Source organism: Antrihabitans spumae (assembly GCF_043944905.1).
GTDB classification, from domain to species: Bacteria; Actinomycetota; Actinomycetes; order Mycobacteriales; family Mycobacteriaceae; genus Antrihabitans; species Antrihabitans spumae.
In genome coordinates, this window is sequence record NZ_JBIMSN010000012.1 from 71,761 (window position 1) to 85,738 (window position 13,978).

Here is a 13,978-nt window from a genome sequence, read left to right on the forward strand (position 1 = left end):
CACACACGGAAGAAGGTCCGATGCAGGTCAGAACCCGGTGGCTCGTCTTCGTTCTGGTCGTGATCGTCACGTTGATCGTGGCGTTGTGGCCCCGATCGGGATCGCCGACGACCGCGTCGCGCACCGCTACCGAGGGCCTCGGGAGCGGGCCTGCCGGAGTCGACAGCTCCGCATCGACCGGGTCCGACACCGGCACCGGGACAGCAGCACCCTGCCCGCATCCGCCCACGGACTCGGTCGACGAGGGTGCACTCCGGGCTGTCATGGTGCGGTGCCTGGGATCGGGCGCCGACATCGACTTCGGTGCCGCGCTGCACGGGGAACCAACACTGATCAATCTCTGGGCGTCCTGGTGCGGCCCGTGCCGGGCCGAGATTCCCGTGCTCGACTCGTATGCCCGCGAACCGGGCGCGATTCGTGTCGTCGGACTCAACGTGCGCGACGCCCCCACCGCGGCGCTCGCGCTGTTGGCCGAACTGGGGGCGCGGTATCCGTCCTACACCGATACCGGCGCCGCGCAGCAGGCGCTCGCGGCGCCGCCGGTGCTGCCGCTGAGTTTCCTCGTTCAGCGTGACGGTTCCGTCGACCGGATCACCGCACCGCTGGTTTTCGACGACCCCGCCCAAATCCGTGCTGCCGTCCAGGAGTTGACCCGATGACCGCTCCGACCTCCGTTCCTCGCCGCAGCCACCCGCCCGCAAGGCGTGCGCCGGTGATCGCGTTGCTCGTTGTGCTTCTCGCGGCGATGGTCGCCGGCACCGGATGCGCATCCGGGACCGACGCGGTTGCCTCGGGCGGCAGTTTCGACTTCGTCGCGCCCGGCGGACAGATCGACATCCTCTACGACCCGCCACAAGCACGAGGGGCGGTGGGCGCTTTGTCCGGCCCCGATCTCATGGACGCCAGCAAGATCGTTTCGCTGTCGGACTACACGGGCCAGGTTGTCGTGATCAATCTCTGGGGCCAGTGGTGCGCGCCGTGCCGGTCCGAGGCCGACGATCTCGAACGCGCCTACGAAGCCACCAAACACCTGGGTGTCCAATTTCTCGGGATCAACGTCCGGGACCGGCAGAAAGACAAGGCACAGGACTTCGTCAGGGACCACCGCGTCTCCTATCCCTCGATCTACGACCCGCCCATGCGGACACTGATCGCGTTGGGTGGCAACTTTCCCACCAGCGTCATCCCGTCCACGCTGGTGCTGGACCGCCAGCACCGTGTGGCCGCGGTATTCATGCGCGCGTTGCTCACCGAAGATCTGCAGCCCGTCATCGAACGCGTGGCTGCCGAACGATGACCGTTCTTGCACAGGTCGGTGACAGCTTTCAGACGCTCGCGGCGAGCGGGCCGTTGCTGCTCGCGCTGGGTGCTTGTTTCCTGGCCGGGATGGTGTCGTTCGCCTCACCGTGCGTGGTGCCGCTGGTCCCGGGCTATTTGTCATATCTTGCCGGCATCTCCGGCGCCGAAACCCCGGACGTCACCGCGGCGGTCGGCACCCGGGTCCGGACCGCTGGACGATGGCGGGTGACCGGTGCCGCCGTCCTGTTCGTCGCCGGATTCACCGTCGTGTTCGTCGCGGCGACCGCGTCGGTGTTCGGCGTGATCGGTGTCCTCACGCTCAACCGCGAGCTGCTGCAACGGATCGGCGGCGTGATCACCATCGTGATGGGCTTGGCGTTCGTCGGCCTGATCCCGGCGCTGCAGCGCGACACCCGTTTTGCGCCGCGCCGCATATCGTCGCTGGCCGGTGCCCCGCTGTTGGGGGCGGTCTTCGGTTTGGGTTGGACACCGTGCCTTGGCCCCACCCTGGCCGGGGTGATCTCGGTCGCCGCCGGGACCGACGGCGCGACCGCCGCACGAGGTGTCGTCCTGATCGTCGCCTACTGTCTCGGGCTCGGACTGCCCTTCGTGGTGCTCGCTTTCGAGTCGGCCACCGCCGTCCGCGGGGTGGGGTGGCTGCGCCGCAACACCCGAACCATCCAGATCCTGGGCGGCATCATGCTCATCGCGGTCGGTATCGCCCTGCTCACCGGCGCGTGGGAACTGTTCGTCGGGTGGCTACGCAACGAATTGGTCTCCAACGTGGTGTTGCCGATCTGACGGCCCACCGACGGGGGTCCACCGCCACGGGTCGCATCAATCCAGCACATTCACACCTCTCGCGATCCAGACAGCACGGTGTCTGGGATACGGCTGCACCGGCGCCTGATTCGACCACCACCACTGTAGGAATTCACGGAACATGGCGGTGGAGCGCTCGCCCGACCTGCGGTTTCTCAGGTTCGTGTCGGCGACAGATTCTCAACATCATGTCGGAATCCTCGCGACGCGGTCTGGATCCGGTGTGGGGTGTCGGCGGGGACGATGACATGGGTGCCACGGTGCGGCTGACCGCGCCGATCGACGACAGTCATCGGTGAGCTCGCGGTCATGACCTGAACGGCGTGATGGGCGTGGGTGTCGGTCACCCCGATCGACCCGGTGAACGCAAGGATTCCGGGCCGGATCAGGGCGCCGCCGCTCCAGGTGTGGTCGGTCATGTCACCGCCTCGAATAGCCGGAGGATCACGCCGGATTCGATCAGGATGATCGCGCCGAGTGCGATGAAAACCGCGGGGACGAGCCAGTGGTCGACTCGTTCGAGGGTTTCGGTGACCTTCTTGTGGCTGCCGAGGAGCCGCCCGGCTGCGCACCAGATGCCGACGCAGACCATGAACACGGCGATGGTGATCGCGGTTTGGGGCGGTGCGAGGGTGCGGAAGACGGGGGTGTAGAGGGAGATGTTGTCGGCACCGTTGGCGATGGTGATGCCCGCGACCCCGAGCAACCCCGCGGCGACGACCGGTGACTCGCCGTCACCGTTGCGGCCGGCGATCAGGCCACGGATACCGAGGGCGAGTGGCAGCAGCCCGAGCAGCCCGACCCACTCGTCGGGGACGATGACCAACCCGAGGGCGGCGATCACGCTGATCACCACGATGGCGGTGAAGCCGAGGTACTGGCCGGCGACGATCTGCCACGGGTGTGGCCGTCCTTGGGTTGAGGCCACGAACAGCACGGTGAGTACGACGATGTCGTCGATGTTGGTGCCTGCGAACATCGCTACGGCCGCGAGGACGGTTTCGATCACCGGAGGTACCCCGCGGCGGAGGTCAACTGCACGTTCACCGGGTGGGGTCCGCTCGCCCGGTGAGGGCCGCGAGGTCGGACGGGAGCGGCATCGGGGTCGTCAGCCCCGCGCGGGTGCGGCCGGTGTTACCCTCCGGGTAGTGGCCGACCAGGGATCCGGGTGCGGCGACGACGATCCGCACGATCTGCCCGAGGGCCTCGCGGCGGTCGTGTTGGCGCAGAGCGAGTGCGAGCATGGCGACGTGGTTGCGGGTATGCGGCCAGGGGTAGGGCTGGGACAGGATGTGCGCCCGTTCGAGGTGCACCCACCGCGCATTGTCGGCCGTGGTGTCGCGGGCGGCGGTCATCTCCGCGGTGTAGGCGGATCGAATGCGGTCCGGCATGGCGGTCATGCCGCACTCTCCCTGGCGGTAGGCGCCGATTCAGTAGGAGTTCGGATCGAATCCCAGACCATCGATGCGATCACCAGCACGACACCGCAGGTGAGGTAGGTGTCGGCGAGGTTGAAGGTAGGCCACCAGCCGGTGTGGAAGTAGTCGGTGACCTTCCCGTCGACGGCGCGGTCGATCACGTTGGCGGCCGCTCCCGCGAAGATCGCCGAAAAGCCCACCACCCCCACCAGCGAACTGGCGGGGACGGTGCGCCACGCGTAGACGCCGACACCGAGGGTGATGGTGGCGGTGACCGCGAGGACGATCCACGTCGGCAACTGGTCGCCGAGGCTGAACGCGACACCGCTGTTGTACGCCAACCGCAGTTGCAGCAATCCCAGGTCAACACTGCGACCCCCGGACAGTTCCCGGCGCGCGACAGGTTCGACCAGCAGTGCACCCGCTGCGAGCGCGACGGCGACGGCGACAAGAACCCACCGCGACCGTCCCGCGCGGGTCGATCGAGCGGTCGCTGTCTCGATCATGCGCGGGCCTCGAGCTTCTCCGTCTTCAGGGCCCGTACCGACCCGGTGGTCAGGGGCTGGGCGCGGCCGGCCCGGACACCGTTGGCGATCACCACAATCTCGGCGACCTCGTGCACGAGGACCACGGCGGCGAGGCCGAGGACACCGAACAGGGCCAGTGGCATCAGGACGGTGATGATCGCGAGCGACAGTCCGACGTTCTGCAACATGATCGCTCGTGAGCGGCGGGCGTGTGCCAGGGCCTGCGGCAGGTGGCGCAGGTCCTCACCCATGAGGGCGACGTCGGCGGTTTCGATGGCCACGTCGGTGCCCATCGCGCCCATCGCGATGCCGAGGTCGGCGGTGGCCAGGGCGGGGGCGTCGTTGACGCCGTCGCCGACCATCGCCGTCGGCCGCGTGGTGCGCAACTCGCCGATGATGCGGGCCTTGTCCTCCGGGCGCAGGTCGGCGTGGACCTCGTCGATCCCGACGTCGGCCGCGAGTGCGCGGGCGGTGCGTTCGTTGTCGCCGGTGAGCATCGCGACGTGGTAACCGTCGCGGCGCAGCCCGGCCACCACTTCGGCCGCTTCGGGCCGCAGTTCGTCGCGGACCGCGACCGCCCCGATCACCACGCCGTCGCGCTCGATGAGCACCGCGGTGGCCCCGGCCTGCTGCATCCGTTCCACGTCGGCGGCGAGGGGTCCGGGCTCGATCCAGCCCGGGCGCCCCAACCGCACCGCACGTCCGTCGAGGTATCCGGTGAGGCCGGCACTGGTGACGGCCTCGACGTTCTCGGCCGGGGCGTAGTCGTCGACGGCGGCGAGGATCGCCTTCGCGAGGGGGTGCTCGCTGCGCGCTTCCAGGGCCGCGGCCACCGCGAGGACCTCGTCGCGGGTGGCCCCCGCGGTGGTGGCGATGTCGATGACGGTGGGCCGGTTGCGGGTCAGGGTGCCGGTCTTGTCCAGGGCGATGCCGCGGATCCGACCGAGTGCTTCGAGGGCGGCGCCGCCCTTGACCAGGACACCGAGCTTGCTGGCGGCACCGACGGCGGCGAACACGGTCACCGGCACGGCGATCGCCAGCGCGCACGGCGAGGCGGCGACGAGGACGACGAGGGCGCGTTCGATCCACACACGCGGTTCCCCGAGCAGGCTGCCGACTGCGGCGATGACCGCGGCGATGACCAGGATCGCCGGGACCAGCGGTTTGGCGACTTTGTCGGCCAGGCGTTGGGCCTCACCCTTGCGGGATTGTTCGGCCTCGACGATCCGCACGATCTTGGCCAGGGAGTTGTCCTGGGCATCGGCGGTGACGGTGATCTCGAGGACGCCGGTGCCGTTGATCGAGCCGGCGAACACCTCGTCGCCCGGCCCGGCCTCGACCGGCACGGACTCGCCGGTGATCGCCGAGACGTCCAAGGCGGTCCGGCCGGTCGCGATGGTGCCGTCGGTGGCGATCCGCTCGCCTGGCTTGACGATCATCATCTCGCCCAGGCGCAGTTCGGCCGGGGGGACCGTCTGTTCGCGGCCGTCGCGGATCACGGTGGCGGTGGCCGGGACCAGGGACAGCAGCGCGCGCAGGCCGCGGCGGGTGCGGGTGACCGAGTACTCCTCGAGGCCTTCGCTGATCGCGAAGAGGAACGCCAGCATGGCGGCTTCCTCGACCTTGCCGAGGAGCACGGCGCCGACCGCGGCGATCGTCATCAGGGTGCCGACCCCGATTTTGCCCTGTACCAGGCGTTTGAGGGTGGACGGGACGAAGGTGTAGCCGGCGACGAATAGTGCGAGCGAGAACACCGTCAACGCGACCAGGCGGGGACCGCCGGTCCACTCGACGATCAGACCGACCGCCAGCAGCACACCGGCGACCGCGGCGGCCCGGATCTCAGTGATCTGCCACAGTTTTTCCGGCTCGCGTTCCTCCTCGCCCTCGGGGCGGGGCTCGTCGTGGCCGCAGCCGCACGCGTCGCTCATGCCCGCACCCCCTCGGCGGTGTCGGTGCCGTAGTTCGGGCACAGCGCCACCGCATTTCCGGTGGCAGCGAGCAGGGTTTCCGCCGAGGCCAGCAGGTCCAGCAGCTCGGGCCAGGTCAGGGAGTAGAACACCTGCCGGCCTTGCGGGCGGCCCTGCACCAGACCGCAGTCCCGCAGGCACGCCACGTGCGCCGACACCGTCGACTGCGCCAAGTTTTGTTCACCGACCAGGTCCGCCACCCTCGCCTCCCCGGCGGCGAGTCGGCGCACGATCGCCAGCCGGGTGCCGTCGGAGAGGCTGTGGAACAACGCCACCGCCGCATCCAGGTTCGTACCGGTGCCCGGCGCTGCCAGGCACTTATCGCTATCAATCGTCATGTGACGATGATAGCGCACTTGGTAGTTGCATTGCATCCGGTGATGACGGGGTATGTGCCGACGTCGATGTCATGAGATTTCCGTACGGAGGTAGCCGGATGATTCTCGACAGGGGCAACCTTCATGCTTGAGCAACCACTTGCATCGCAAGAGTCACAGCACCGGGTGATTGAACGCGACCCTCGAGGCCACCGGAGAACGCGATCGTCTTGTGCTGCGACGAGAATCTCAGATCCAGGCGTTGGACCGCACGGCCCCGACGTTGCCGATGCAGATCGGGATCCCCGAGCGGCAGACCCACGACTATGTTCGCCACGGCACGACCACGCTGTTCGCGGCATTGGAGATCGCGACCGGCAGAGTCACAGGCGTGTGCAAGCCGCGGCACCGGCACCAGGAATTCCTGTCGTTCCTCAAACACGTTGCACGCGCTTACCCCAAACAGCAACTACACCTCGTGATGGACAACTACGCGGCGCACAAGAAGCAGGAGATCCGCGACTGGTTGGCCGAAAACCCCCGGATCCGTGTGCATTTCACCCCGACGTCGGCGTCCTGGATGAACCTGGTCGAGGTGTGGTTCGGCATCATCGAACGCCAGGCAATCCCACCGCGGCACATTCCGAAACGTCAAAGAGCTCACCACCGCGATCCGGCAGTTCATCAACGGTTGGAACCCACGCGCCCACCCATTCGTCTGGACCAAAACCGCCGATCAAATCCTCAAGAAAGCCAACCGCCCAACAACTTCAAACGCGGACCACTAGGCTAGGGATAAGTAAAAAGGGGTATTAAAATGGACATAGAAGCAGAAACCAATACAAACGATTCGGACACCAAAAGTGGCTGATGCGATTATTGTCTCAAAACTAATTAAGAATTTCGGCAGCTTCCGCGCCCTCAACCAGCTTGATTTAACTGTCAAGACTGGCGAAGTACATGGATTTTTGGGGCCCAACGGTTCGGGCAAATCCACGACTATCCGCATTTTGCTTGGCTTGATGCGTAAGTCGGCTGGTGAGGTGCGCATGATGGGCGGGGACCCCTGGCGCGACGCTGTGGAGCTGCATCGCCGCTTGGCCTATGTGCCGGGTGAGGTCAACCTGTGGCCAAACCTTTCCGGCGGCGAAGCGATCGATATTCTTGGCTCGCTGCGCGGCGGACTGGATAAACAGCGCCGCAAGCAGCTGCTTGACCGTTTCGACCTTGACCCGTCCAAGAAATTTCGTACCTACTCAAAGGGTAACAGGCAGAAAGTGGCGCTGGTAGCCGCTCTCACTTCTGATGTCGAGCTTTATATATTGGACGAACCGACATCAGGATTAGATCCTCTTATGGAGGCAGTGTTTCAAGAATGTATTCGCGAACTAAAGAGCGCTGGTAAGACCGTCCTGCTATCCAGCCATATTCTGGCTGAAGTTGAGTCGTTGTGCGACCGGGTAACAATCATCAGCCACGGCGAGACCATCGAGAGTGGCACACTCGCGGAATTGCAGGGCCTGCACCATACCACGGTCATAGTCGAGACTGAACAGCCAATTACCGGTTTACAAAAATTATCAGGCATCCGCAACCTTGTTATCAAGGGACGGCAAGCCCACTTCGAAGTTGACCCACCAAGCCTGGACGCTGCTTTTGATGTGCTGAGCAAACTCAATATCCGCAGCGTCACCAGTCACCCGCCGACGCTCGAAGAACTATTTTTGCGCTACTACAAAGTCACAGATATAAAAGACCAGAATAAAAAGGCAGTACGATAATGAGCACGCTTACCGGCACCTGGCGACTTACTTTGGTGGCCTTGAGACGCGACCGTGTCAAACTCTTGGTCTGGATTGTGGGTATTGCACTGATAACTCTGGGTATGGCGAGCACGATGCTAAGCGAATACCCTACCGCAGCCGAACGGCAAATAGCTGCCACGCTGATAGCTAATAGCCCTGGATTGTTGATTATTCGCGGGGCCGCGCCCGCCATAAGCCCCGGTGGGCTGGCATTATCGGAAGGCACGGTCTTTTGGGGTATTTTTGCCGCATTGATGAGTATCCTGGCCGTTATCCGCCACACCCGGCAGAACGAGGAAACCGGGCGGGCGGAACTGGTCGGCTCAGGCGTTGTCAGCCGCTATGCGGGGCTGATTGCCGCTCTGATTGTGGCGGTGGCAGCGAATATCCTGCTAGCCGGACTGGTAAGTCTGGTTTTAATAGCCAAAAACTTGCCGCTTGAGGGCTCGTTGGCGGCCGGGATCGGGATCGGAGCTGTAGGTATAGCCTACGCTGCCATTGCGGCTGTCGCCGCACAGATGTTTGAAAGTACTCGCACCGCCAGCGGATTGGCGGTAAGCATTCTAGGGGTGACTTATTTGCTGCGCGGTGTGGGAGACGCGTTGGGCACGGTGCGGGCTGACGGAGCTACTATTTCCAGCGCCTGGCCCTCGTGGCTGTCACCAATCGGTTGAGCTCAGCAAATGCGTCCGTACGACCAGAACAATTGGTGGGTTCTGGCGATCCCAGTAGGACTGTTTATAGTCGCAACAACTGCTGCTTTTGCGCTAGTCGCGCGGCGGGATGTGGGGTTAGGATTGCTCCCAGCCCGCAAAAGCGCGGCTACGGCTGCCCACTACCTTCTACGGCCAATCGGCCTGGCCTGGCGGCTGCAGCGGGGAACGTTAGTGGCATGGCTAGCCGCGATGTTGGTATTTGGCGCGGTTTTCGGGTCGCTGGGTAGACAAGTCGGCGGGTTGCAAAATTCACAAGTAGCAGAATTGTTTGCCAAGCTCGGTGCCACCGGCGAAGATTTTACGAACGTCTTTTTTGCCGCCATCCTGGCGCTGATGGGAGCCATCATCAGCGCATACGCGGTTCAAGCATTGATGGTGCTTCGGTCCGAAGAAGCAGAAGGCAGACTGGAGCCGCTGATGGCTACCGCCACTGCGCGGCTAGGCTGGCTGATGAGCCACGTGGTTATCGTCGTTGCGGGTAGCGTAATTATCTTCTTATTCTTGGGTACCGGCATGGGCATCGCCTATGGCCTTGCCGCCGGTGATACGCCGGGTCGAGTTGCCACATTAGCCGCCGCTGCGTTGGTGCATGTCCCAGCGACTTTGGTTATAGCGGGAGCAGTCGTAATGCTCATTGGTCTCACTTCAAAGTGGTCAGGAGTCCTGGCGTGGTCGGTATATGCGCTCGCTATGCTCACCGGGCCATTAGGTGAGGCTTTAAGTTTACCTGGTAGCTTTCGCGGTGTCTCGCCGTTCAGTCACACACCAGCATTGCCCTCAGCTGACCTGATACTAGCGCCTTTGCTAGCTTTGCTGTTAGCGGCAGGCGTTATCACCGTCATAGGGATAGTCGCCTTCCGCCGCCGCGACTTAGGAAGTGCACGACCGTAAATAAGAAATATCCCTCGGGAAGCGTGGCTTGCACTTTGCCTATTTCATCATAGGCTGGGATTTAATAGGGGGTTGAGGGACAGACGCCCGGGATCCGGCGCTAACGACTGAATAGCGAGCGGTGCTGGGCCTGCCGGTGATTTCATATCGAGCGTGAACGACGGGGGCAGCTACGGCCGGTTCGGTGCGTACTCGCGGGTCGAGTTGGAACGGTTCTTCCACCTGGACGACGAGGATCGGCGGCTGATCGCGGCCAGGCGCCGCGATTACAACCGATTGGGCTTCGCTCTTCAAGTCGTGGCGGCGCGGCATCTCGGCATGTTCCTTCCTGATCCGCTGGACGTGCCGCCCGAGCTGGTGGGCTACCTCGCCGGGCAGCTGGGAATCGAAGACCCGACCTGCGTGAAGCGCTACACCGACCGGGAGAAAACAAAACTTGAGCATGCCTGGGAGATCCAGCGTGAGTACGGCCTGACACCGTTTGCCGAGGTCGAGTCCGAGCTGACGGCCTGGATTTCTGATCAAGCCTGGATGACCGGCGAGGGGCCGAAGGCGATCTTCTCCGGCGCGATGGCCTGGCTTCGCGGTCGCCAGGCGCTGCTTCCCGCAGGCGTCACGACCTTGGAAAGGATGGTCGCCACCGGTCGTGAGTCCGCGGATCAGCGGTTGTGGCAGCAGTTGACATCACCGCTGACGCCGCAGACTTCGGGTGCGTTGCTAGGGCTGTTGGATGTGCCCGACGCGGGCAAGCAGCGGGTCAACGAGCTGGATCGGCTGCGTAAGGGCCTGTTCCGAACGTCGTCGAAGGGCATGGTCGCCGCGTTGAACCGGGTGGCGGACCTGGTCGCGGTGGGGGCCGGTTCGCTGGACGTGTCGACGGTCCCGCCGCGCCGGTTGCTGGGGTTGGCGATGCACGGCATTGCGGGCAAGACGACCCTGCTGCGGCGGATGTCGCGTGAGCACCGCCTGGCTGTGTTGGTCGCTACCGTGCTGGCATTGGCGGCGCGGGCGACCGACGACGCTTTGGAGTTGTTCGACCTGGTGATGACCACGGAGTTGTTGTCCAAGGCCGAACGCGAATCCAAAGACGAGAAGCTACGCCGGTATCCGCGGGTGTCGCGCAATGCCGGCAAGCTCGCGGCCGCGGTGAAGGTGATGCTGGAGATGAGCGAGGTGGAACCGGACATCAGCTTGGAGTTGGTGTGGGATCTGATCGAGAACGGGGTCACCAAGAGCGAGCTGCGGGCGGCTGTCGCGGTGATCGACGAGTTGGTCCCGGCCGGTGACGCCGAGTTGAACGGTCGACGTTTGGAGGAGCTGGCCGGGCGACTGGCCACGGTGCGCCCGTTCCTTCCGCTGATGATGCGGACCATCGAGTTCGGTGCCACCGCCGACGGTGCCCCGGTGCTGAAGGCGATGACGACCCTAGCCGATCTGCTGACGACAAAGTCGAAGCTGCCCGCGACGTATCTGGATGCCCGTCGGGTCGACCACGACCTGATCACCGGCGGCTGGTCCCGGCTGATCTACCGGGAAGGCCGCCCACCGGAGACGGTGGACCGTGCTGCCTACACGCTGTGTGTTCTGGAGCAGTTCCATCGACGCGAACTCCATACCCGGATCGACGCGGCGATCCGGCGGACGGAAGGGGCCGAGCCGATGACCGACAGCCCCCCAGGCGAGCCTGACCGAGATCCTGCGCCACAACGGCATGCCCGATTTCCTGGGGCCACTGATCCGGCCGATAGCGCAGGGCAGACCCCGTCGAGCGGGCACAGCTCACCGACGCGAGCGGGTGCAGGACCCCACCCCATGAACCCGACAACCCCACCCGCCGTGCGCGTCCAACTGCTGCACGTTCCCGACTGCCCGCTCGTCGAGCGCGTGCGCGACACCCTCACCGCTTGTCTGCACGACACCCTGATCCCGGTACAGGTCGAAGAACTCGAAGGCGAGTACCCCTCCCCGACATTGGTCATCGCCGGCCGCGACGTCGCCACCGGCCAACCGCCACAACTGGTCACCTGCTGCCGACTCGATCTGCCCACCTACGAGCAGATCTGGACCGCGCTCAACACAGCCATCCCAACACGACCAACCCACGGATAACGGCCTGTTATCTGTGGCATCCTGAGATCCGGCCTGCGGGAACAACACTCCGGCGGTGCGCGAAGCGGCCCCGTTATCTGTGGCTAGCCGATTGGAGGTCACCCATGGTGAAGATCGCGATCACCCTGCGCGCCGCCGCGGACGCCTTCCTCGACTCGATTCGTTCACCGAACACCCGCCGCGCCTACACCATCGCCCTCGACAAGACAACTGCTGTCCTCGGCGAGGACCGGCCCCTCGCCGACGTCGCCGACGACGAGATCGGCGAGACCCTGGAAACCCTGTGGGGTGAGTCGGCGGTCAACACCTGGAACGCCCGCCGCGCCGCCGTCGCCTCCTGGCTCGTGTGGTGCCGCGAACACGGATACCCCGCCCCCAAGGTCGCGGTCTGGGTGAAACGCTCCACACCACCGGACTCGAACACCCCGGTGCATTCCCGCACCGCGATCGACCGGCTCATCGCCCGCCGCGACATCGACCTACGGGAGAAGACGCTGTGGCGGATGCTGTATGAAACCTGCGCCCGCACAGATGAACTGCTCCAGATCAACATCGAAGAACTCGACTCGGCGGGCCGCTGTGCCCCGGTGAAAGCCAAAGGCGCGAAACCTCGCACCCGCCGCCGCGGCGCGACCCACGCCGAACACCAACTCGAGCTCGTGTACTGGGACGCGGGCACCGCCAGGCTGCTGCCGAGATTGATCACCGGCCGAACCCGCGGACCACTGTTCCTCACCCACCGCCGACCCGGCCCCGGCACGGCCGTCACCGACCGCGACATCTGCCCCGACACCGGGCTGGCGCGGCTGTCCTACGGCCAAGCCCGCGCCCTGCTCGACAACGCCACCGCCACCGCCACCCACGGGCCAGGCACAGGGTGGGACCTGCACGAAATCCGACACTCCAGCCTTACCCACCTCGGCGAAGCCGGAGCGAGCCTGCTCGAACTCATGGCCAAATCCCGGCACCGCAAACCCGACAGCCTGCGCCGCTACTTCAAGCCCTCACCAGCAGCCATGCGCGCAATCACCAGCCTGCTCGGTCCCGGAGCCGACCGACGCTGAAATCACCGTTCGCCCCTTCGGCGATCCTGAACACTTGGACAGGTCAATTACCTGGCGCCGCAACGCAATATCCGTTGTTTTCTGCGCCGTTACTACCGGAACCCCTGGCAGACGGCGACGTGGTGAAGCGAGCGAGGTTGTGCACCAGTCGATTCAAGGCAAACAACCGTCGTGCCGGCAGTTGGACACCCTGTCGGGGATTGCTGGGCATACGTTTCTGCAGCACCCATCACCACGAATGGGCAATTGTGCAACGCTGTTGCACAAGTTCGGGCCCGGCATCTGAAGCATCGCGAGGTGACGTCTGCGGGGTAGTGAAGATCGTACGGACGAAGTGACTCAGTCGCGTGCGTGTGAGCGTTCAGGGTGCTCGGTCGGCTCGTGGAGCTGAGGGCGACTTATCGAGGATGCCTAGGGTCGTGACCTTTGGAGGTATTTGTGCAGCGGGCGCTGCACAAATTGGCCCAGGCTCGCGCGCAACCCGTCCTCGGACGCCCGAATTCTGCCGCCGTACGTGGCGTGCCAGCTATCGTTTTTAACGATCGGCCGGCCCGGTCAACCCCCAACTGACCTGTGGTTTCTCGTTTGTGCAAGCGCCGCTTGCACAAAGTGGCTTGCGACGTGACCTGTTAGTAAGCCGATGTGCTTCGGTTCACCACGGTGTTGCGGGCTGCGGTGGAAGTCGTGGTGATTTCGTAGGTGGCGTCGGCGAGAGGTCGGCGCCACCTCTATCGGAAACGTACGCGGGTTGAGGCGTACGGCTGACGGCGATCGCGTCGCGCGTCGACCGGTCAAGGTTATCGCGTGAGGGCCCGGGAAGCGACGGTCCGCAACTCCACGACGCGCCGCTGTGTATGGGCGATCCATCGGTTGCGACCCCAAAGTTTTTCCGAGGCCGGCAGCGCCCCTTCGCTATCGCCCTTGAGATCGTTCTCGAAACCTCCGGCCGCACACCTCACCGAACGGATGCACAAGCGAAACGACTGAACTTGTTTGTGCGCGAGCTTAGAACGTCTGGCGATCGCGAAGGGGCCTGAGGT

General features: G+C 64.7%; 14 protein-coding genes and 1 pseudogene. 9 read left to right on the top strand and 6 right to left on the bottom strand.

Translation table 11 applies throughout. The annotated features are described in order from the left end of the window. Positions 1-20 precede the first annotated feature (20 nt). The 3 genes from ACHIRB_RS03130 to ACHIRB_RS03140 all read left to right on the top strand — a co-directional run bounded on the left by ACHIRB_RS03130 (position 21) and on the right by ACHIRB_RS03140 (position 2,100). Entirely contained in the window at positions 21-659 is a 639-nt protein-coding gene (locus ACHIRB_RS03130) for a TlpA family protein disulfide reductase (RefSeq protein WP_395126263.1), read from the top strand. Positions 660-745: 86 nt separating this feature from the next. Continuing rightward, positions 746-1,297 carry a TlpA disulfide reductase family protein gene (locus tag ACHIRB_RS03135; RefSeq protein WP_465254689.1) on the top strand — a complete coding sequence of 184 codons (552 nt, stop codon included), beginning with the start codon at positions 746-748 and terminating at the stop codon, positions 1,295-1,297. After that, positions 1,294-2,100: a cytochrome c biogenesis CcdA family protein gene (locus tag ACHIRB_RS03140; protein WP_395126265.1), complete on the top strand. Its 807-nt coding sequence runs from the start codon at positions 1,294-1,296 to the stop codon at positions 2,098-2,100. Before ACHIRB_RS03135 ends, ACHIRB_RS03140 begins: the two co-directional genes overlap by 4 nt. A 176-nt stretch (positions 2,101-2,276) precedes the next feature. Here the strand turns inward: ACHIRB_RS03140 and ACHIRB_RS03145 are convergent, their stop codons facing one another. The 6 genes from ACHIRB_RS03145 to ACHIRB_RS03170 are packed head-to-tail and all read right to left on the bottom strand — an operon-like array spanning position 2,277 to position 6,374. Then, positions 2,277-2,540 (bottom strand): hypothetical protein, encoded by a 264-nt coding sequence (locus ACHIRB_RS03145; protein WP_395126266.1) that lies wholly within the window; start codon positions 2,538-2,540, stop codon positions 2,277-2,279. Continuing rightward, entirely contained in the window at positions 2,537-3,130 is a 594-nt protein-coding gene (locus ACHIRB_RS03150) for a cadmium resistance transporter (RefSeq protein WP_395127608.1), read from the bottom strand. The genes ACHIRB_RS03145 and ACHIRB_RS03150 overlap by 4 nt, the downstream gene beginning before the upstream one ends. A gap of 34 nt (positions 3,131-3,164) precedes the next feature. Next, on the bottom strand, positions 3,165-3,521 hold the full coding sequence (locus ACHIRB_RS03155; protein WP_395126268.1) for a DUF3703 domain-containing protein: 357 nt from the start codon (positions 3,519-3,521) through the stop codon (positions 3,165-3,167). Continuing rightward, complete coding sequence (gene lspA / locus ACHIRB_RS03160; protein ID WP_395126269.1) at positions 3,518-4,045, bottom strand: signal peptidase II; 528 nt, start codon at positions 4,043-4,045, stop codon at positions 3,518-3,520. The genes ACHIRB_RS03155 and lspA overlap by 4 nt, the downstream gene beginning before the upstream one ends. Then, positions 4,042-5,997 carry a heavy metal translocating P-type ATPase gene (locus ACHIRB_RS03165; protein ID WP_395127609.1) on the bottom strand — a complete coding sequence of 652 codons (1,956 nt, stop codon included), beginning with the start codon at positions 5,995-5,997 and terminating at the stop codon, positions 4,042-4,044. The genes lspA and ACHIRB_RS03165 overlap by 4 nt, the downstream gene beginning before the upstream one ends. Beyond that, positions 5,994-6,374: an ArsR/SmtB family transcription factor gene (locus ACHIRB_RS03170; RefSeq protein ID WP_395126228.1), complete on the bottom strand. Its 381-nt coding sequence runs from the start codon at positions 6,372-6,374 to the stop codon at positions 5,994-5,996. The genes ACHIRB_RS03165 and ACHIRB_RS03170 overlap by 4 nt, the downstream gene beginning before the upstream one ends. A gap of 188 nt (positions 6,375-6,562) precedes the next feature. Between ACHIRB_RS03170 and ACHIRB_RS03175 the strand changes: the two are divergent. From ACHIRB_RS03175 to ACHIRB_RS03200, 6 genes and pseudogenes are all read left to right on the top strand, one after another. Beyond that, positions 6,563-7,141: pseudogene (locus ACHIRB_RS03175) on the top strand (IS630 family transposase); the annotation flags it as partial. A 75-nt stretch (positions 7,142-7,216) separates the two neighbouring features. Further along, positions 7,217-8,134 (top strand): ABC transporter ATP-binding protein, encoded by a 918-nt coding sequence (locus ACHIRB_RS03180; protein ID WP_395126227.1) that lies wholly within the window; start codon positions 7,217-7,219, stop codon positions 8,132-8,134. Continuing rightward, a complete protein-coding gene (locus ACHIRB_RS03185; RefSeq protein WP_395126226.1) occupies positions 8,134-8,832 on the top strand; it encodes a hypothetical protein in 699 nt (232 codons plus the stop codon). Before ACHIRB_RS03180 ends, ACHIRB_RS03185 begins: the two co-directional genes overlap by 1 nt. Positions 8,833-9,063: 231 nt before the next feature. Then, positions 9,064-9,765 carry a hypothetical protein gene (locus tag ACHIRB_RS03190; RefSeq protein ID WP_395126225.1) on the top strand — a complete coding sequence of 234 codons (702 nt, stop codon included), beginning with the start codon at positions 9,064-9,066 and terminating at the stop codon, positions 9,763-9,765. 153 nt (positions 9,766-9,918) lie between these two features. Continuing rightward, entirely contained in the window at positions 9,919-11,874 is a 1,956-nt protein-coding gene (locus tag ACHIRB_RS03195) for a DUF4158 domain-containing protein (protein ID WP_395126224.1), read from the top strand. A 104-nt stretch (positions 11,875-11,978) separates the two neighbouring features. Beyond that, on the top strand, positions 11,979-12,938 hold the full coding sequence (locus ACHIRB_RS03200; protein WP_395126223.1) for a tyrosine-type recombinase/integrase: 960 nt from the start codon (positions 11,979-11,981) through the stop codon (positions 12,936-12,938). Positions 12,939-13,978 lie beyond the last annotated feature (1,040 nt).